This is a genomic window from Marinimicrobium sp. ARAG 43.8 (assembly GCF_050113635.1).
GTDB lineage: Bacteria > Pseudomonadota > Gammaproteobacteria > Pseudomonadales > Cellvibrionaceae > Marinimicrobium.
The window spans coordinates 79,801-98,468 of record NZ_JBNJLT010000006.1; the positions used below are offsets into that span (position 1 = coordinate 79,801).

The window sequence follows — 18,668 nt, forward strand, 5'->3', positions numbered from 1 at the left end:
TCAGGCAAGCGCGGCGATGCATGGCCCCATTACAACATTTTTTCGCCGCTGTTGCTCAAAACAATCTCGCCAGCGTCGGCCATCCGTCGAGCGATCGTGAGAATCTCTTTCTGGGCGGACTCCACTTCGGAAAGCCGCACCGGGCCCTTGACCTCCAGGTCGTCGCGCAGCAGCTCGGCCGCGCGCTTTGACATGTTGTTGAAAATTTTGTCCTGTAACTGACCATCTGCGCCCTTGAGCGCCACGATCAGTACCTCAGAGGACACTTCGCGCAGCAGCATTTGAATGCCGCGGTCGTCCACATCTTTGAGGTTGTCGAATACAAACATCAGATCCTGGATCTGGTTGCCCATATCCTCGTCCAGCTCTTTGATGGCGTCCATCAAATCGGCTTCGATGCTGCCGTCGAGATGGTTCATGATCTCCGCGGCGGTTTTATAACCGCCGACGGCTTTGGTCTGGGAGGACGCGTTGCCCGTGAACTGTTTTTCCAGAATGTCGTTCAATTCCTGAAGCGCACTGGGCTGCACGGTATCCAGTGAAGCGACGCGCATCATGATATCGAGCCGCATTTTTTCGCTCAAAAAGCTCAAGACTTCCGCCGCCTGGTCCGGGTCCAGATAGGAGACGACAATGGCCTGAATCTGAGGATGCTCATTGCGAATAACATCGGCAACCGAGCGGGCCTCCATCCATTTGAGCGTATCCAGGCCAGTGGTATTGCCGCCGAGCAGAATACGGTCAATCAGGCCGCTGGCTTTATCTTCACCCAGAGCGGTAACCAGCATGTTGCGAATGTAGGCGTCCGAGTCGGTACCCAGCCCGGTCAAGGTACGCACTTCCTCGAGAAAATTGGTCAGAACCGCATGAACATCCGTCTGCCGAACGTTTTTCATTTGTGCCATGGCTGCGCCAATACGCTGAACTTCCTTCGGGCCCATATGACGCAACACCTCGGCCGCATCCGCCTCCCCGAGGGACATCAGGAGAATGGCCGCCTGGTCCACATGGTTCAGTTTTGAAACCGGTGTCGCCGGTTTGGCGTCAGGGGCCGGAGCCGCCGCTTTTTCTGCCACAGTTCAAACCTCAGTCGTCTCGATTGATCCAGCTTTTCACTACCTGAGCCACACGGCCGGGATCATCCGCTACCAGCCCCTTCACCGCGTTGAGCTGCTGCTCGTAGCTTTCTTCCGGTCCCGGTAATCCCAGAGCTCCCCCGGTCAGCGTTACCGTCTCGTCGGACAGCCCATCGTAACCACCCAGCCCGGACTCTTCCAGAGCAGCCAGTTCGCGCGCCTCTTCCTCTTCGGAGGCACGGCCACCGGTGCGAGCCAGGCTTTTCAATACCGGGCGCAACAAACCGAAGATTAGCAGCAGAATGACGAGAATGCCGGCGGCCTGCTTCAGATAGGGAAATAACCACGGCTGCTGCCACCAGGGCACTTCCGGCGCGGTGAAATCGCCGAGATTTCGGGCACGGAACGGCGAATTCAGAACATTGACGCTATCGCCGCGAGCGGCGGAAAAACCCACCGCGTCACGTACCAGCATCTCCAGTCGTTGCAGCTCGGCGTCCGTCCAGGGTGTGCGCGTTTCAGCGCCACCGGCATCGGTCTGTACTTTGTCATCCACCACGACGGCAACGGACAACCGCCCGAGCCTCCCTTGCTGGAATCGGGTATAACTGACGGTGCGATCCAGTTCATAGTTGCGGGTAGCGCGCTCACGAACCTGACGGCGTGCCTGTTCCCCTTGCGGCTCGCCCGTTTCCGGGTCCACTTGCTCAGGCGCTTCCGCATTAACACCCGGTGGCTGATTGGTCAGTGCGCCGGGAATACCCGCTTCCTCTCCCCCGATCCGGGACTCGTTCAGCGTTTGTTCGCTACGGATGGCAGGCACATCGGGATTGAACGTTTCGGCGGCCTCCTCTGTCGCGGTAAAGTCCACATCCGCGGTCACTTCGGCTCGGAAATTGTCACCACCGATCACCGGTTCGAGAATACGATTCACCCGCTGGACAAAACTCTCTTCCAGGCGACGAGTGTATTCACGCTGCCGGTCTGCCAGCAGCAGCTCACTGTTCTCTTCTTTGGCGGAAAGCAATTCACCGCGCTGATCCACGATGGTGACGGCATCGGGTTTGAGTTCGGCGACACTGGACGAAACGAGATTGACGATGGCCTTTACCTGACTGGCGTCCATGTCACGCCCTGGGTTGACATCAACAAAGACCGAAGCGCGCGGTTCTCTCACCTCACGCACAAACACTGATCGCTTGGGAATCGCCAAATGAACGCGCGCGCCGCGCACATTGTTCATGCTGGAAATCGTGCGAGCCAGTTCGCCTTCGATGGCCCGGTGGTAACGAGTGCTTTCTATAAACTGACTCGTTCCCAGAGGCTGTTCCTGGTCCATGAGTTCAAAGCCAGTCGAGTTGTCTCTGGGAATGCCTGCCTGCGCCAATTTAATCCGCGCGGTATGCATATTGTCGGTGGCTACCAGCAAGCCGCCCGTGGACGGATCGATGCGAAATGGGATTTTATTCTGTTCAAGAATCGTCACGACATCGGGTGACTGCCGAGGGTCCAGGTCGGGCAGCAAGGGGCGGTATTCTTCTCCCTGCGTCCACAGCACTACGGCAAAACCAATGGCCACGCTGGCCGCCAGCCCCACCATCAAACCGGCTTGACGCAGCAGGTTCAGGTTGCTGAAACCCTCGATTAAATCATTGCCGGCACGCTTGCCTTTGCCGCGATCGCCTGCGCCATCATTGGAAAAGGTATCGTTGGTTGCGGAATCCGATGCGGCCATCGCGGTCTATCTCGTGAGTCAGAGGATCGGTGCCATTAAATTGGCATGTTCATTATGTCGCGGTAGGCTTCCACCAGTTTATTCCGCACTTGCAAAGTCGCCTGGAAAGCGACACTGGATTTTTGCGAAGCAACCATGACGTCGGTAATGTCTACGCCGGCTTCGCCCCGCTCATAAGCATCCTGCAAATCACCGGACGCTTTTTGGATATCGTTGACTTTGTTGATCGCCTGGCTCATGACTTCGCTGAAACCGGGAACGTCGCGTGCTTCCCCCACTCGCAAGGCAGACTCTCTGGAAGTTGCTTCCGGATTCAGGCCCTCGGGTTTTTGAAACGCCTGGGTCTGGGCCTTCAAAGAGCGCATTTCCACCAGTAAGCGGTTGATGTCAACGCGGTCAGTCATGATTTTTCCCCTGCGACAAGATTTTGGCGATTCACCCGCGTTCGGGCCACTGAGCGCTTTTTCTGCATAAAGCGGGCCAACTCAAAGAAGAGCGCGAATCGGTCTAGACAACGCCATCAACCGGAAAGCCAGCCTCGCGCAGTCGAGCCATTTTGTAACGCAGGGTGCGCGGGCTGATTCCGAGGCGCTCTGCCGTTCGCTTCTTGCTGCCGCGCTCACTGTTCAACGTGTTGATGATAATTTCATATTCGCGCTGTTTCAGATCACTTCCCAGAGCTTGCGCCTCTGCTGGTGTCATTTCAGCCCCACGTGACGTCGGCACTGCGACGACAGGCGCTTCGGTTTCCGGCGTACCGGTTTCCGCCACCGGCAAGTCCGCTTCCAGCCCGAGATCCATTGCCTCAACGACGTCTCCCGGCTGTAGAATCAGGGCTCTTTGCATTACGTTATCCAGCTCCCTGACGTTACCCGGCCAGTTGTGCGCCACCAATGCCCGCCGCGCGGACTCTCCAAGCTGCACCCAGCCTCGGCGCTGTTTTTGCGCATGTCGGGTCAACAGTTGTTCCGCCAGCGGCAGGATGTCTTCTCGACGATCGCGCAGCGGCGCCCATTGCAGCGGCAACACGCTCAAACGGTAGTAAAGGTCTTCACGGAACTGCCCCTGTGCGACGTGCTCACGCATGTCGCGGTTCGAGGTGGCAATCACGCGCACGTCCAACGGAATCGTCTTGCGCCCGCCGAGCCGTTCCACCTCACGTTCCTGCAAGACTCTCAGCAATTTAGCCTGCAAGCCCACATCCATCTCGGAAATTTCATCGAGTAACAGCGTCCCGCCGTTGGCTTGCTCAAATTTGCCCGGCGCACTGCTGTGAGCGCCGGTATAAGCACCCTTTTCGTGACCAAACAGCATCGCTTCCAACATGTTTTCCGGAATCGCCGCGCAATTAATCGCCACGAACGGCTGGTCGTGCCGGGGAGAGTGATCGTGAATATAGCGGGCCAGCACCTCCTTACCCGTACCGGACTCGCCGAGAATCAACACGGTGGATTCCGACTGGGCCACCCGTTGAGCCAACTGCAACAATTTCAAGCTGGTCTCAGCCCGCACAACCGGTTCGCTGCCAGTGACGGGTCGGCGACTCAGATGACGCTCCAGGGTATCCACCAGTAATTGCGGCTCAAAAGGTTTCACCAGATAATCCACCGCGCCCTGCCGAATCGCATCCACCGACTGGCTGATGCTGGCATAAGCGGTAATCAACATCATGGGAATATGCGGGTAATGGCGTTTAATCGCCAACAGTAATTCCTGCCCGCTGATCCCTCCCATGTTCACATCGGAAATCACCATATCGCACGCTTCACCGGCGCTCAGGTGCGCGAGCGCCTGCTCGCCACTGTCTGCCTGCAATACGTCGTAATCGGCCAGCTCCAGGGTATCGCACAATGCTTCGCGCAATGCCGCATCGTCTTCGACAATCAAAAGGCGCGCGCGAGACCGTACCGATGAGGAAACGCTGCGCAACGAGTGTGAATAGGCGGTTTGAGCCATAAACCAATCTCCAGTGCGATTATCAGGCGCGAGCCGTTGGGTGTGTCTGGGAGGAAAGCTGAGCGTAAGAGGACTGCAACGGCAGCAGCAGCGTGGCACAGGCCCCCTCGCCGGGCGTTGACTGCAAATCAAAAGCCCCACCGTGAGCGCGCGCTACCGCCTGAACCACGGCCAATCCCAACCCTGTACCCTGGGCTTTTGTGGTAATGAACAATTCCTTGACGCGCGGCAACAGCTCGGGATCAATACCGGGGCCATTGTCCGACAGATAAATCGCCAACCAGTCACTCCCTTTGACGGTTTCTTTTTCGAAACGAATGTGCAGGCGGGCCTGACGCTGGGTGGCTTGAATGCTGTTGTTAGCGAGGTTCAGCAAGGCGCCGACCAGGGCTTCCCGGTTACAGCGAAAGGCCACCTCCCCGCAGTCGTTGCACCATTCGCATTCGCTCTGCGATGTGCTCAGCGGCACTTCAAGCGCTTCCGCCAGGCAGCTTTGCAATTCGCTGACGGATACGTAGTCGTTCAGAGGCAGCTCGCCTTTGACGAACAACAACATATCCTGCACTTGTCGCTCGATATGATTGAGCCGATTGGAGAGCTTACCGGCAAACTCCTCACGCTTGCCTTCATCCAGTTGGCGATGGCGTAAATGCCCTGCATAAAGCATGGCCGCCGACAACGGCGTACGAATCTGGTGAGCCAGGGCCGATACCATTTTCCCCAGCGCGGACAAGCGCTCATTGCGACTGACGTCACTTTGCAGACGTCGGGTTTCCGTCAGGTCCGTCAACAGGATAATTTGCCCGTCGTCGCCGAGATTGCGGGTGGCGATGCGAATGCGACGGCCATCGTGCAGCGATACTTCGTGCCCATCGTCACTGCGCGGCTTAAAGGCCCGGGTAATAATCACCCGCCAGGCCAGCCCTTGCAGCGGCTCACCCAGCAGCTCCACCGCAACGGGGTTGCATTCGGTGACCTGTCCGAAGGAGTCCAGCACCACGACCCCACCGGGCAGGAAATTCAAGAGGTTTTCCAGACGGTTGGCCAGTTGTTCTTTTTCGGCCAGTTCCTGCTCCCGCTGGCGGTTTACCGCCGAAAGCTCGCCCGTCAGCGACTCGACACGATGTTCGAGCTTCTCGTAAGAGGCCACCAACTGCTGCGAGACATCGCCAAACAGGTCAAACGCCTGCTTGAGTTCCTCCACATCGGCCGCGGACGGCTCCGCGCGCAGGGGCACCACATCGGCTTGAGGCGGCTTGCTGGATGCAGTATCGCCGCTGGTCGCTTTGCGATACCGCGCTGCGGTGGAGGCACCATCCGCCATGAAAGACTCCCGAGAACATCAGTTACGGTTTTTCGGCATTAAACCGAGGCTTAACCGTCGTTCAGCAAATAAGGTGCCAACATAAAAAACTATTATTTTTCATACACTTAAAGAAAACCGACCCGCAAGCAGAGTCAATTTACCGTCGCCTCGGGAGAGCGCGCCAGCAGATACCGTTGGTGCAGCGCCACACAACCTGCTACACTCCCGCGCCCGGCGTCCATCGGTCGACGCCGCCCTTCTTTTGCTCACATTTCAAGGCTCGCCCGGACCGTAACCGCACCCTGTCTTGTAACGCTGACAGGCTCTGGGGAGTGCGCGAGCCACAGGACATACTTCATGACGTTTTCCGAACTCGGCCTGCGTGCCGAAATACTGCGTGCGCTCGATAAAGCAGGCTATCAGACTCCCACTCCTATTCAGGCTAAAGCGATTCCTACCGTGCTTAACGGTGGCGACCTCATGGCCGCAGCACAAACCGGCACCGGTAAAACCGCGGGTTTCACCTTGCCATTGCTGGAGAACCTGAGCCGCAACACCAGCACGGGCAAGTTCCGCCCGGTGCGTGCGCTGATTCTGACACCCACTCGCGAACTGGCCGCCCAGGTGCACGAGAATGTGCAAACCTACAACCAATATTTGCCGCTGCGCTCCACCGTCGTGTTTGGCGGCGTTAGCATTAACCCTCAGATCGATAAACTGCGCCGCGGCGTGGACATTCTGGTCGCAACACCCGGTCGACTGCTGGATCTGGTTCAGCAACAGGCGCTGAATCTGGACCGAGTGGAAACGCTGGTGCTGGACGAAGCCGACCGCATGTTGGACATGGGCTTTATTCACGATATTCGCAAAGTGCTGAAAATGGTGCCGGCCCAAAAACAGTCGCTGCTTTTCTCCGCGACTTTTTCCGATGATATCAAGGCGCTGGCACAAGGCTTACTCAACAAACCGGATTTGATTGAGGTTGCGCCTCGTAACACCACCGCCGAACGTATCACGCAGCGCGTCCATCCCGTGGATCGCCAGCGTAAGCGCGAGTTGCTGTCTTATCTCATTGGCGACGGAGACTGGCGACAAGTGCTGGTTTTCACTCGCACCAAGCACGGTGCCAACCGACTGACCGAACAGTTACAGCAGGATGGCATCACCGCGGCGGCCATTCATGGCAATAAAAGCCAGGGCGCACGGACACGAGCCCTGGCCGATTTTAAATCGGGCCGGGTTCGCGCTCTGATTGCCACGGATATTGCCGCGCGCGGCATTGATATCGATCAATTGCCTCACGTTGTGAACTACGAGTTACCCAACGTGCCGGAAGATTACGTTCACCGTATCGGCCGTACTGGACGTGCGGAGCGCGAAGGCGTTGCCATCTCTCTGGTGTGTGTGGATGAGCACGAATTTCTGCGCAATATTGAGCGGCTGATTAAAAGCAAAGTGGAACAGCAAGTCGTGCCAGGTTTCGAACCCGACCCGAGCATCAAACCGGAACCGATTGCGCTCGGCGGTCAGAAAACCGGCGGTCGTCGACGTCCTGGTGGGGGCAACTCTTCCGGCAGAAAACAAACGCCGGGAAGATCGGCCTCGGGCAGAAAACCGGGGGGCAATAATAATTCCCGCGCTAATGCGCGAAGCGATGGCGGTCGCCGAAACGACAATGGCGGCCGCCCCAACCAGGGCCGCCGCCAAAGACGTTCATAAAACCGCGCAACACTATCGGGCGGATACGAGCGAAGCTCGTATCCGCCACCCTTCAGCGCTTACAACGATTCGAGGAAACGAATCAGGTCCTGTTTGTCGTTCGCCGACAGGGACTGATAATTGTTGTTGGCGGCCTGCCCTTCTCCGCCATGCCATAGAATCGCTTCTTCAATAGACTCCGCGCGTCCGTCGTGGAGATAGCTGGGCTCCGGTGTACAAACTTCATTGCCCTGCCCTCCAATCGGATTTTCTACCCCACCGGTCACGCAAGCGGAAAGTCCCAGGCTCCACAACGGCGGGGTACGCCATTCAGCACCAGACGCTTCGCCTTCACCCAGGTTATCCGCCAACCCCGGTCCCATATCGTGCAATAGCATATCGGTATAGGGGTAGATCGTCTGGCCTCTCAACTCAGCCAACGGATGATACTCGCTGGTTTCAAAGGATGGCGTATGGCAAGCGGCACAACCCGTGCTTTCGAACAGGGACTCGCCGTTTTGTACCGCTGGATCGTTGTAGTCCCGCTGCGGACGCACACCCAGCAGGGACACGTATTTAACCAGATCATCTAAATGGTGATCGGCCAACTCCGGTCCGCTGCTGCCACAGTTGCTTTGATTGCTGCCACAATCGGGGCTTGGCAGAACGGACGTCATCACGCCCATATCCGTATTAAACGCCGTCGCCAGTTGATGGCGCACACTGACCGTGCCCGCTTTCCAGCCAAAACGGCCGAGACGGGTTTCACTGGTTTGCGGATCAATAATACGGTTCGGGCGACCAGAAATGCCATCGCCATTTAAATCATCGGGATCGGCTTGCGCCAGAATAGCCGATTCAGGAATCGCTTCGAGCAAGCCTATGCCCACCAGGTTCGGGGCAATACGTGCGGAGAAACGCTCAGGCGTTACACCATCGAACGAAAAGACCGGGGAGCGCAAACCGTTGGGCTCTGGCGTCCAGGAAGCGATGCGAACGGCGCCCTCACCACTGGCCCCTTGCGTACCTTCAGGCTGCAATACACGGCCCAACATCGGGTGTGGGTTACCGTTGGCATCCGCCACTTTGAACGACCACTTATCCAGCGGCTGACCAATCGGTGCAGCGGCGGCGCGCCCATTTCGATCATGACAGCTTGCACAACTGGTGTTGATATAACGCGGCCCCGCTTTACCAATCGCATCGCTGAGCGGCGGATTTTCAATCGGGCGCTCATCGTGCACGCCATCCACAAACGAGGAGTGCAGAACGCGGCGGCCACGCACAAAGGGTTGTCCGTTATCGTAGGCGAGGTTAGTGGCCATTTGCAGGAAATGGTTGTCAGTTTCACCGGAAGTGGCCGCATGAATGGTCGTCTCGCCACCCAGCCACGCTTGCTCGGGAATCTTGACAGAATCCTTGATACCCCCGGCGGGCGTCGCGCCACCGACATCCCAGGGCACCAGACCTTCACCCACGATATACAGGTAGGTAGTCCCGTAATAATTCGCACGTCCGTTGGGTACGCCGGGGTCCAGGAACTGACTGATTTCAAATTCCAGTTTATCGCCCACTTGAATGGGACGACCTTCACGGCAATTGAAATCACGCTCTTTATAGTAATTCAGGTTATCGACCACGACCATGGTGCCGTTATCGCAATACTCAGCTACAGTCCCGACACCGCGGTAAAACCAGCGGTTCTCCGCCTCGGTATCACTCAGTTTGAACTCCGTGCGCACATTCATGCGAACGGTATCGCCGCCTTTGGCCACTTCATCGATAATCTCAATGGCGGCGGTACGATCTTCCCAGTAAAAGCTCAGGTAATGATCGTAGGACTGGAACTGATCTTCTTTCGCGTGGCGATCCCGGGCCCGGTCAGAGAAACGGGTCACCAGCGCCGTGGACGTTTCGTACTTGATTACCGGCTCCAGCGCTGTCGTGCCATCGTACAATGGCACGATCGTGCCCAGATCCACCGAGCTGCTGGACGAGCTGGAACTGCTTGATGGGTCAGAGCTTGAGGAGCTGGAGGAACTGGAAGAGGAACTGGAACTGCTTTGGCTCGACGAAGAGCCGCCGGAACCGTTACCGGCAAAGACATGGGTCTGCCATCCGGTATTCTCACCAACGCCGTTGTTGATAATGGTAAACGAGGCGTCGACGCTGTCACCTTCAGAGAGATTACCGATATCGTAGTACCAGCGGCTGCCGTCATTATTCATGCGTACGTTTTGCTGCGCACCGCCATTAACACTGAAGTGAATATCCACCACATCGCCATCGGTCACCACGGCTTGCAGGGTGCTGCTGTCGGTTTCCTGAAGGCAGCCATCATCGCAGCCGGAAAGCGGTTCGCTTCCGTAGACCTCCAGTTCCCAAATGGAATAACCCCATTGGTTACCGGCGCTGCGGCTGACACCGTAGATGCGCACGAACTGATACGTGCCCGACACAGACACCGTGTCGGTGCGGTTGCCAAAGCTGCCACCGGTTTCCGTCGCCAGCGTGGTCCATTGACTGCCATTGGCAGAGCCTTGCACTTCATAGGTCTCAGCATTCGCCGCTTCCCAGTGAACTACCACCTGGGAGAGGTCATAGCTTTGCCCCAGGTTGACGGTGATATGGGAGGGGTCGGTCTGGGCCGCCGAGGCCCAGCGGGTGTTCATATCGCCATCCACCGCATTGCCCGATGGCAAGTCCGCTGTACTGGCACTGGTTAACGCGCTCAACGCGCGATTCGGTGACTGCGCGAGCGCTTGCGCGCCCAACAACATGAAAAACATTGCTCCCACCAAGGGGAACCGATACTTCATACGTATCATTAGAGGCATGATCACGATCCTCACTCTTCAATATTATGGTTATTCAAAGACAGCCCGGATCGCCTACCTGCGACGTTCGCTGAAGCTTGCTTGCCTTCGGGCACGTATTGAGTGACAGCGTTGTGATAGTAGACACAACCTGCTGAGGGGTCGTCCCACTTTGGACGGGAGAAGGAAAGTGGCGCACCGGGAAGCAGCGCCACCAAAAGAGAAAATAATCTTTAAAATCAGAGAGTTAGAAATGTACCACTTTACGTCGGGACTACTGGCACCCGGATGTTGTGAACCGGTTCACTTCCCAACGCTCAGCGCTGCAAATCGTATTTGCGCATTTTTTCCACCAGCGTAGTGCGGCGAACGCTCAGTTTGTCCGCGGCGCGGGCTACTACGCCGCCACAGTCATTCAACGCCTGCTGGATGAGCTCTTTTTCCAGGTTATTAATGTATTCACGCAAGTCGATGCCCTGCTCCGGCAGCAGCGGCGTATCTTTCATACTGACGTAACCGGCCTGTCCATTGAGCGCGTCCTTTTCAGACTCGATGCCAAAGTCCTCATCCACCACATCAACGTGCCGATACTTCGGTGGCAAGTCCTGCACGCCCACCACACCATAGGGGTGCATAATCGCCATTCTTTCCACCAGGTTCGCCAATTCCCGGACGTTGCCGCTCCAGGGGTGACGACACAGAGAGAGAATGGCGGCGGAGTTAAAGCGAATGGAGCCGCGCTCCTCACTTTCCAGCCGGGAGATCAATTCGTTAATCAACAGCGGGATGTCTTCCGAGCGGTCTTTCAGCGCTGGTAGTTCAATGGGGAAAACGTTCAGACGGTAATACAAGTCCTCCCGGAACTGACTGTCCGAGATCATCGTTTCAAGGTCCCGGTGGGTCGCCGCAATAATTCGCACATCCACTTGCGTGGTCTTGTTGCTGCCCACCCGCTCAAAGCAACGCTCCTGCAAAACGCGCAAAATCTTGACTTGCATGTTCAGCGGCATATCGCCGATTTCATCGAGGAACAATGTGCCGCCTTCGGCCAGCTCGAAACGGCCCGCCCGAGCATTAATGGCCCCGGTAAACGCCCCTTTTTCATGGCCAAACAGCTCGCTCTCCAGCAACTCCGCTGGAATCGCACCACAGTTAACAGGTACAAACGGTTTATCGCGCCGGGGTGAGTTGTAGTGAAGGTTACGGGCGACCACTTCTTTGCCGGTGCCGGACTCACCGGTAATCAGCACCGAAACGTCCTTATCCGCGACTTGCGACATCATATCCCGCACATGCTGGATCTGACGGCTGGTGCCAACGAGGCTGCGAAATAAATGCACGGGACGGCGTGTGGGCTGACGTCGGCTGCTCTGCTGAGCCTGTCGATAAAGCTGGGCGCGATGAAGGGTATCCAATAACTGATTGTAAGCCGGTGGGACGCTGAGGGTAGCAATGACCATTCTGGCCAGCACGGGTGAGGCGTCGTTCGCCAACGGTCGCTCATCGAGAAGAATGACCGGCACATCATCCTGCCATTGCCGAACCTCCTGAAGCTGGGACTCCAGGGCACGGGGCCGTACCGACGCACCGAGGAAGACCGCCATAACGCCCCTGTCATCCTCTACCGACTCAACCGCATCTTGCCAGTTCGGCCATGCCGTTTCTTTTACGGTTTTTCCCAGGAATTCCAGGATAACTGCCAGCTCCCGGCGCCTTTGTTCGTTATCATCCAAAACCAGAACATTGGTATTTCGCCACATTCCAGGCCCTTCCATCATTCTTCTGAGCGACGACGGCGAGTGTGCTCCGCGCGTGCCGGCCTTTCTACATAGATAGACGAAACGTTGCAGCCAGTCAAATAATCGACGACTTACGTAAAATCGACTGACTGGTGACGAGATTCGTCAATTTCCCCAAGAAACCGTGACGCAGGTCACAGTCATTTTGCGGATTCTGGCAGGCTTATTCGATTTGAGCAATCCCAAATCGGCAAGAATGACAAAAAAATGGCGAGATACCTGTCAAAAAATCGCCTGGAGCGATTTTTAACATCGTTTACGATGGCCCGAAGGGGGCACGCCAGGGAAGGCGGGCATCAAAAATCGCCTGGAGCGATTTTTAACATCGGATACGATGGCCCGGAGGGGGCACGAAATCACTACAGGGCCATACGGGTCACTTCGTCCTGACAACGCTCAATCAAGCTGAAATAAACCCCCTTAAGGTCGCTCAACGTCTCGACCAGGGCGTCCTTATCATCCAGCTCGGCGTGCAGCACCCGGTCAACCAGGGCGCCGCAAACTCGATCCAGCTCCCGGACTCGGGGCCAATCCCCGTCGCGCAATGCCTTGATGAGGTCATTGCGTACCTCTCGCAGCTGCGAGATGCCCTCCTGTCCCTGATAAGCGGGTGTTGGGACCAGACTGAGTCTCATGCACGAGCCTCGTCGGCAATTCCGTCCCAGGCGCTTTTGAGTTCCCCCAGCAGTCGGCCACATTCATCGAGCCGCGCCTGGCTGTTGTGCAAATTGGCCTCGGTCAAGGCCCGAATGATGTAGTCATAGAGGTCATCCAGATTACCTGCCAGCTGGCCGCCTTCATTATCGCTCAGGCTACCCTGCAACCCCGCGACAATGTTGATAGCCTTACCGATCAACTCCCCTTTTCGGGCCGTTTGCGACTGCTGCATAGCCCCTTTCGCCTGGGCGATTCTCTCCAGAGCACCCTCAAACAGCATTTGAATCAGGCGGTGAGGAGAGGCATCCATCGCACTGGACTGCACTTTCATGGACGAGTAATTCTGAGCCGCGCGAGCGTAGGCGTTCATACCGGTTCCCCGTGGGTGGTTATCGTGGGAGGACTTTGTCATCCGCTTACTCTCTATGGCGGCCATTCTCTACAGAACTTTAGCCGCTCCTCCGAGGTTTTCAACACCCTCCGCTTCACTTTCCCAGGGCACTCCGGCACACTGGAGCGCTACAAGGAGCCTCGCTATGAAATTGAACGTCCTGACCTTTGCCCTCTTGTGTACCCTGGCCAACACGGCCTGTGCCGCGACACCGTGTACAACCAGCGCCACGGGAGAAAACCCGGATGGCAAAAGCACTGACACCACAATGAGCTTTCAGGAAGCCGACGCCGAACTGAACCGGGTATACCAGCAAATACGTGCGGCTTACGCCGACGACGACGCTTTTCTGGGAAAATTGAAAAAAGCGCAACAAGCGTGGATAACGTTGCGCGATGCCGACCTTGAAGCACGCTTTCCGGCCGACAACAAACAGGCGTACTACGGCAGCGTTTACGCGACCTGCGCGGCGAACGTGAAGACGACGGCGACAATTGAACGAATCGCGTTTTTGCAGCAGTGGCTGGACGGGGTGGAAGAAGGGGAAACCTGTGCGGGGTCTATCCGCCGCGCGGAGTAGCCCCCAATTAACCTTTAGTTAACCGTTAGCCTTTAACCTTTTGGCGCCGTGAACGGCAAGCGGTCGATAATACCGTCCAGGAAATCACCCGAGCTGTTCAGGCTGCGTACGATGCGCTCCATGGCCAGGAATTGCGCCTCCTGGCGCGCTCGAAACGCTTCGATGCGACGGTCCAGGGCTTCACGGTCTTCCTCGATGCCGCTGAGATTTTTACCGAGCGTTTCCTCCCGCTCACTGATAAAGCCGGAGTTGCTGGTAAAGGAGTCCACGGCGGACTTCAAGGACGCACCCAGCCCCCAGGAGAAGTTGATCGTTGCGGTATCCACCCCCGGCGCTACTTCCACGGCCAGGCCTTCGGTGGGTCCACCGGAGTAGGCGCGCAGGATATTGCCAAAGCCCATGCCCTCGCGACCGTTGATCGTGCCCTGTACGTCCTGCCCTGTAGTGCCGGCACCTTCATTAATACCGAAGTCTGCCATATCCGCACCGAGCGACAGGAAGTCAATCTTGCTGGACGCGCCGTATCGGCCCGACTCAAAATTCAACGTACCGGTGGCGTCATCAAAGCTGATATTGACGCGCGTATTAGACTCTTTCAGCGCGGCATCACTGTTAATCAGCGTCTGCAACTCTTTGGCCAGCTCGGCGCCGCTGTTATATACCTTGTCTTCCGGCAGAGTGATTTCCGCCGTCTCCCGGCCATCAACCGCTACGACAAAGCTGTAGTCCTTGCCGGTAGTGTCCAATGGAAAGCCGCCCGCCAGCGCGCCCTCTACGCCCGAATAGGTTCCGCGAGTGGCATGCTGAGTAATTTCCACCTCGTAGGTGCCCGCTTGTGTGCGTTCACTGTAATCAAACACATCCAGCCGGGAATCCGAGGACGAGGTGCGTGGTATAAAGATATCTTTCACTTGATCGTAATATTGATCAAACACTTTATCGAAATCCGTGCCCCAACCATTGGACGGAATTTCCAGCGTGCCGTCTTTCTTCGTGACGATACCGATACTGGCCAGCGAACTGAATGCATCGTCCAGCGCCGGAACAGAGCCGGACATCATTTCACGAATCGTGTTCACCACATTGCTGCCAATGGGATCCCCCCGCAAACTGCCCTGCCCGTCTTCACCTTCCTCGTTACTCTGCAAAAACTGCATTTGCTGGATGAAGGTGTTGTAGCTGTCGACAAAATCACGGATGGCCTGCTCAGCCATTGAGCGATCTTCGGTAATGTTGATGCTGATTTCTTCGTCGGGATTGCTGTTGAATACTTCGAACTCAACACCCTCGATCACATCAGAAATCACATTGGAGTTGCGGGATACCTGGAGACCGTTGATGCTCAAGATCGCATCTTTGCCCTCCTGTTGCTGGGTAAACTGCTGATCCGCCTCGTTAAAATTGAATGCAGACAAGCCGGCCACGTCACCCTCTGTGGCCGTAATTTCCATTTCGCGCGTGGCACCAGTTGGTCCGGTCAACAGCAGTTGATAGCTGCCATTCTGGCCAACAATACTGGCCTGCACACCAATATCCGCCGCATTGATGGCATCACGCAGGCCACGAAGACTGTTGTTGCTCTCATTAATTTCAATGGTGGCACCTTCCGCCGAGGCATCCAACGTAAATGCGCCATCGTCCCAATCGCCAAACCGAATGGTCAGCGAGCCCGTTCCCACCGGAGAACTGGTGCTCTCGAACTGGCCTGAACTCAACGATTGGGATTGGGCCACCTGTTCTACCCTGATACGGTAGTTGCCCGGCACCGCTTCGGGGTTGAGGCTATTGACGGCCATCAGCATTGTGTCGGAAATGGAGGCCTGCTTTGCGTTGAAGGTATCGGGATTAGCCAGCGCATCCAACGAAGCGCCAAACTCATCCATCGCGCTGCGCACCAGCCCTAAAGCAGAGATCTGCGCTTCGAGCTTGGCCTCGCGCTGATCGAGCCGATTCTGGGTGGGCGCGCGCTCCAGCTCAACCAGCTGATCCACCAGCTGTTTGGTATCAATGCCGGAGCCGCCCCCCAGTTGGTTGATGATGCTGCTGGAAATATCATTGGCCATATCAGAACCTCGTGTTTTTCTGATGAGCACGCGCTGAATCGCCCGATGTCGGGCCTATATGCCGTTTTCGGCCGCTTTTGACCAAACTTTAACCATCAAGAGAAAAAAGCGGCAATGTTGTGATCAGCTTCACGATTAACGAAGCGTTCCCCCTCACAAAAGCAAAAAGGGTGCCTGTTCAGCACCCTTTTTGCTTTTCATGGAAAACCCGTTAACACTAAACATGATCATTGAAGAAGTGGATAGGTTCCTGTTCACGAATACTGCGTGCCAGTTTCAGAAAAGTCTCATCCGGAATCTGACGCACCACCTCTTCCGTCTGCCGGTCAACCACTTTGACAATCGTCTCACCCAACTCCCGGTCAATGGTAAAACGGAGGTCACGCTGGGTGGACTGGATATACTCGTTCATTTGAGTAATCGCTTCCCGTACCGCCTCAGAAGCATCCTGATGAACCGCCTCTACAGGAGCCAATTTTGCAGGCACAGACGAAAACGAGGGCGGCAATGCCTTGCCCCCCTCTTTTTCCGTTTGCTGGGTTGAGTCCGGTGAAGCGCGCCGGGCACCCATCAAGTCCGGAAACTCAACACGCACCCCGCTGTTAACAATAGCTACTTCACTCATATCGTTACCCTCGAACGGGCTCCGTCAACCGGGGTTGACGGAGCGTTCCGGCTTACTGGAGAAGCTGCAGAACCTGCTGCGGACGGGCATTGGCCTGGGCCAGCATCGCCTGGGCCGCCTGTTGCAACACCTGGCTTTTGCTCAGGTTAGCGGTTTCCGCCGCAAAGTCAGCGTCCATAATCCGTGAGCGGGCCGCTGAGGTCTTCTCACTGATATTGGACAGGTTGGCTACGGTGAATTCGAGACGGTTGTTAATCGCACCCAGATCCGCACGAGTCTGACCAACCTGGTCAATGGCTTCGTCCAAAATACCGATAGCTTTTTGAGCGCCAGCCGCGGTGGAGATGTTGATGCTTGCGACAGAGCCTACACCATTCGCCGCATTACGCTCTTGCAAACCAGTAGCTTCGTACATATTGCTTGCATCCACTGACTCACCATACTGGATAGAAATTTCATCTCCAGTACTTGAACGCAACTTAAGCGCATCACTATCTACAATGGCCACAACCCCTGTTTCGGATGAGATATCGTTGATTTTCTCCGCCAGGATTTCTGCGTTCTCAGCAGCAGTTGCACCATCAAGATTCATTGCTCCCACAGCAACACCATTGATGATGAGGTCTCCCTTATTGAGAGTATCCAAAGTGGGAGCGGCCACGAGATCAGCGCCAAGCAAGTTACCGCTGTCATCGTTGAAGTCAATACCGAGGTTATCGGCCACCGCTTCAGTACCATCACCTGAAATGGTAACGCCACGTTTTTCTGTGCTGGTGTCATTAATCACCAGAGAGAAATTCGTAGTGGTTGCCTCGAGGCCAGTATTATCCAGGGAATCCCCAGTGCCAGCGACCTCGATAGAGGTAGCACCTTCAGCGCTCAGAATCAAACGCCCATTGGTGTCCAGAGACGCTTCGATAGAGCTGCTGCTGTTAATCTTTTCTACCAGCTCTTCCATGTTGTTGGTGTTGGCAATATCAATTTCCTGAGTGTTGTTGTCGCCATCCGTCAGCGTCAACGTCAGTACGTCACCACTGCGCAGCACACCTGAACCACCGCTGTCACCCTCAACCTGCACCAGCGTAGTCACTTCAGCGCCTTTGCCTTCCAGGTCCGCATTAATGATGTTCAACGCTTCGTTCAGAGTGTTGGCGCCATCAAGAGCACTGATATCCGTATCGTTAATGACCAGATTTCCGTCAGTCTCGATAGCCTGCAAAGCGCCCAAACCGGTGGATTCTTCGCCCACCAAATCACCGGAGTTCCCACCCAAAGAGCTGGTGCTGAATGAACCAATGTCCAAACCAATGGTTTGGTTTTGCTCAGAACCTACTTGCAGCAAAGTGTTTTGCAGAGAGCCATCCAACAGCGCTTTACCGTTGAAAGTCGTATCTTTGGCAATACGATCCAATTCCACTTTCAGCAACTGGACTTCTGAGTCCAAGCGAGAGCGGTCGACATCCTCGTAACTACCGTTAGCCGCCTGAATGGACAGTTCGCGCATACGCTGCAGGATATTGGTCGCTTCCTGCAGAGCACCTTCGGCGGTCTGTACCATGGAGATACCGTCGTTGGCGTTACGTACCGCCTGGTTCAAGCCGCGAACCTGGGACGTCATGCGGTTGGCAATGGCCAGACCGGCGGCATCGTCTTTCGCGGAGTTAATGCGGTTGCCTGAAGACAGGCGTTCGGTGGCCTGGTCCAGAGCGTTACCGGATTGCAGCAACTGACGCTGGGCGTTCAGAGAGGCAACGTTGGTATTGATAACGAGAGACATAGTCTTTCTCCTAAATGTATTTTCCGGTTCACAGGCTTTACCAGCCGTGGATCTTCAGTCGGACAGTGAAGCCTGGGAACGCGAACACCAGGTCTTCTGTAAAGGTTATCGACGAGATAGAGGGGAGCTTTAGGAGATTTTTTAACTTTTTGTGCCAGGGGCGTTGATTTTTTTTATTTATTCTTATAA

At 56.1% G+C, this 18,668-nt stretch carries 14 protein-coding genes; 2 read left to right on the forward strand and 12 right to left on the reverse strand.

The genetic code is table 11. The features are described 5' to 3' along the window. Positions 1–29 precede the first annotated feature (29 nt). From fliG to ACQCLF_RS12535, 5 genes are all read right to left on the reverse strand, one after another. Positions 30–1,016, reverse strand: coding sequence for a flagellar motor switch protein FliG (fliG, locus tag ACQCLF_RS12515; protein ID WP_426988028.1), 987 nt, complete (start codon positions 1,014–1,016; stop codon positions 30–32). A 70-nt stretch (positions 1,017–1,086) separates the two neighbouring features. Next, on the reverse strand, positions 1,087–2,811 hold the full coding sequence (gene fliF, locus ACQCLF_RS12520) for a flagellar basal-body MS-ring/collar protein FliF (protein WP_426987762.1): 1,725 nt from the start codon (positions 2,809–2,811) through the stop codon (positions 1,087–1,089). A gap of 35 nt (positions 2,812–2,846) precedes the next feature. Next, complete coding sequence (gene fliE, locus ACQCLF_RS12525; protein WP_426987764.1) at positions 2,847–3,215, reverse strand: flagellar hook-basal body complex protein FliE; 369 nt, start codon at positions 3,213–3,215, stop codon at positions 2,847–2,849. A 103-nt stretch (positions 3,216–3,318) separates the two neighbouring features. Then, the gene (locus tag ACQCLF_RS12530) at positions 3,319–4,767 is read right to left on the reverse strand and encodes a sigma-54-dependent transcriptional regulator (protein ID WP_426987766.1); all 1,449 of its coding nucleotides are present in this window, start codon (positions 4,765–4,767) and stop codon (positions 3,319–3,321) included. 22 nt (positions 4,768–4,789) lie between these two features. After that, entirely contained in the window at positions 4,790–6,091 is a 1,302-nt protein-coding gene (locus ACQCLF_RS12535) for a sensor histidine kinase (RefSeq protein ID WP_426987768.1), read from the reverse strand. Between the two features lie 339 nt (positions 6,092–6,430). Between ACQCLF_RS12535 and ACQCLF_RS12540 the strand changes: the two genes are divergently transcribed. Then, complete coding sequence (locus ACQCLF_RS12540) at positions 6,431–7,792, forward strand: DEAD/DEAH box helicase (protein WP_426987770.1); 1,362 nt, start codon at positions 6,431–6,433, stop codon at positions 7,790–7,792. Positions 7,793–7,851: 59 nt separating this feature from the next. Here the strand turns inward: ACQCLF_RS12540 and ACQCLF_RS12545 are convergent, their stop codons facing one another. The 4 genes from ACQCLF_RS12545 to fliS all read right to left on the reverse strand — a co-directional run bounded on the left by ACQCLF_RS12545 (position 7,852) and on the right by fliS (position 13,455). Next, a complete protein-coding gene (locus ACQCLF_RS12545) occupies positions 7,852–10,608 on the reverse strand; it encodes a di-heme oxidoredictase family protein (RefSeq protein ID WP_426987772.1) in 2,757 nt (918 codons plus the stop codon). Between the two features lie 296 nt (positions 10,609–10,904). After that, complete coding sequence (locus tag ACQCLF_RS12550; RefSeq protein WP_426987774.1) at positions 10,905–12,347, reverse strand: sigma-54 dependent transcriptional regulator; 1,443 nt, start codon at positions 12,345–12,347, stop codon at positions 10,905–10,907. A 398-nt stretch (positions 12,348–12,745) separates the two neighbouring features. Continuing rightward, positions 12,746–13,021, reverse strand: coding sequence for a hypothetical protein (locus ACQCLF_RS12555; RefSeq protein WP_426987776.1), 276 nt, complete (start codon positions 13,019–13,021; stop codon positions 12,746–12,748). Next, entirely contained in the window at positions 13,018–13,455 is a 438-nt protein-coding gene (fliS, locus tag ACQCLF_RS12560; protein WP_426987778.1) for a flagellar export chaperone FliS, read from the reverse strand. The genes ACQCLF_RS12555 and fliS overlap by 4 nt, the downstream gene beginning before the upstream one ends. Positions 13,456–13,579: 124 nt before the next feature. Between fliS and ACQCLF_RS12565 the strand changes: the two genes are divergently transcribed. Beyond that, on the forward strand, positions 13,580–14,014 hold the full coding sequence (locus ACQCLF_RS12565) for a lysozyme inhibitor LprI family protein (RefSeq protein ID WP_426987780.1): 435 nt from the start codon (positions 13,580–13,582) through the stop codon (positions 14,012–14,014). A gap of 32 nt (positions 14,015–14,046) precedes the next feature. On the opposite strand, the gene fliD is transcribed toward ACQCLF_RS12565, so the two are convergent. The 3 genes from fliD to ACQCLF_RS12580 form a co-directional block, all read right to left on the reverse strand. Beyond that, positions 14,047–16,077, reverse strand: coding sequence for a flagellar filament capping protein FliD (fliD, locus tag ACQCLF_RS12570; protein WP_426987782.1), 2,031 nt, complete (start codon positions 16,075–16,077; stop codon positions 14,047–14,049). 217 nt (positions 16,078–16,294) lie between these two features. Continuing rightward, on the reverse strand, positions 16,295–16,702 hold the full coding sequence (locus ACQCLF_RS12575; RefSeq protein WP_426987784.1) for a flagellar protein FlaG: 408 nt from the start codon (positions 16,700–16,702) through the stop codon (positions 16,295–16,297). A 52-nt stretch (positions 16,703–16,754) separates the two neighbouring features. Beyond that, positions 16,755–18,479, reverse strand: coding sequence for a flagellin (locus tag ACQCLF_RS12580; RefSeq protein WP_426987786.1), 1,725 nt, complete (start codon positions 18,477–18,479; stop codon positions 16,755–16,757). Between the last annotated feature and the right edge of the window lie 189 nt (positions 18,480–18,668).

What these genes read in the sequence shown, in the direction of transcription:
- fliF (WP_426987762.1), bottom strand. Translation starts at nt 2,811, where the DNA reads ATGGCCGCATCGGATTCCGCAACCAACGATACCTTTTCCAATGATGGC.
- fliE (WP_426987764.1), bottom strand. Translation starts at nt 3,215, where the DNA reads ATGACTGACCGCGTTGACATCAACCGCTTACTGGTGGAAATGCGCTCT.
- ACQCLF_RS12530 (WP_426987766.1), bottom strand. Translation starts at nt 4,767, where the DNA reads ATGGCTCAAACCGCCTATTCACACTCGTTGCGCAGCGTTTCCTCATCG.
- ACQCLF_RS12535 (WP_426987768.1), bottom strand. Translation starts at nt 6,091, where the DNA reads ATGGCGGATGGTGCCTCCACCGCAGCGCGGTATCGCAAAGCGACCAGC.
- ACQCLF_RS12540 (WP_426987770.1), top strand. Translation starts at nt 6,431, where the DNA reads ATGACGTTTTCCGAACTCGGCCTGCGTGCCGAAATACTGCGTGCGCTC.
- ACQCLF_RS12545 (WP_426987772.1), bottom strand. Translation starts at nt 10,608, where the DNA reads ATGCCTCTAATGATACGTATGAAGTATCGGTTCCCCTTGGTGGGAGCA.
- ACQCLF_RS12550 (WP_426987774.1), bottom strand. Translation starts at nt 12,347, where the DNA reads ATGTGGCGAAATACCAATGTTCTGGTTTTGGATGATAACGAACAAAGG.
- ACQCLF_RS12555 (WP_426987776.1), bottom strand. Translation starts at nt 13,021, where the DNA reads ATGAGACTCAGTCTGGTCCCAACACCCGCTTATCAGGGACAGGAGGGC.
- fliS (WP_426987778.1), bottom strand. Translation starts at nt 13,455, where the DNA reads ATGACAAAGTCCTCCCACGATAACCACCCACGGGGAACCGGTATGAAC.
- ACQCLF_RS12565 (WP_426987780.1), top strand. Translation starts at nt 13,580, where the DNA reads ATGAAATTGAACGTCCTGACCTTTGCCCTCTTGTGTACCCTGGCCAAC.
- fliD (WP_426987782.1), bottom strand. Translation starts at nt 16,077, where the DNA reads ATGGCCAATGATATTTCCAGCAGCATCATCAACCAACTGGGGGGCGGC.
- ACQCLF_RS12575 (WP_426987784.1), bottom strand. Translation starts at nt 16,702, where the DNA reads ATGAGTGAAGTAGCTATTGTTAACAGCGGGGTGCGTGTTGAGTTTCCG.
- ACQCLF_RS12580 (WP_426987786.1), bottom strand. Translation starts at nt 18,479, where the DNA reads ATGTCTCTCGTTATCAATACCAACGTTGCCTCTCTGAACGCCCAGCGT.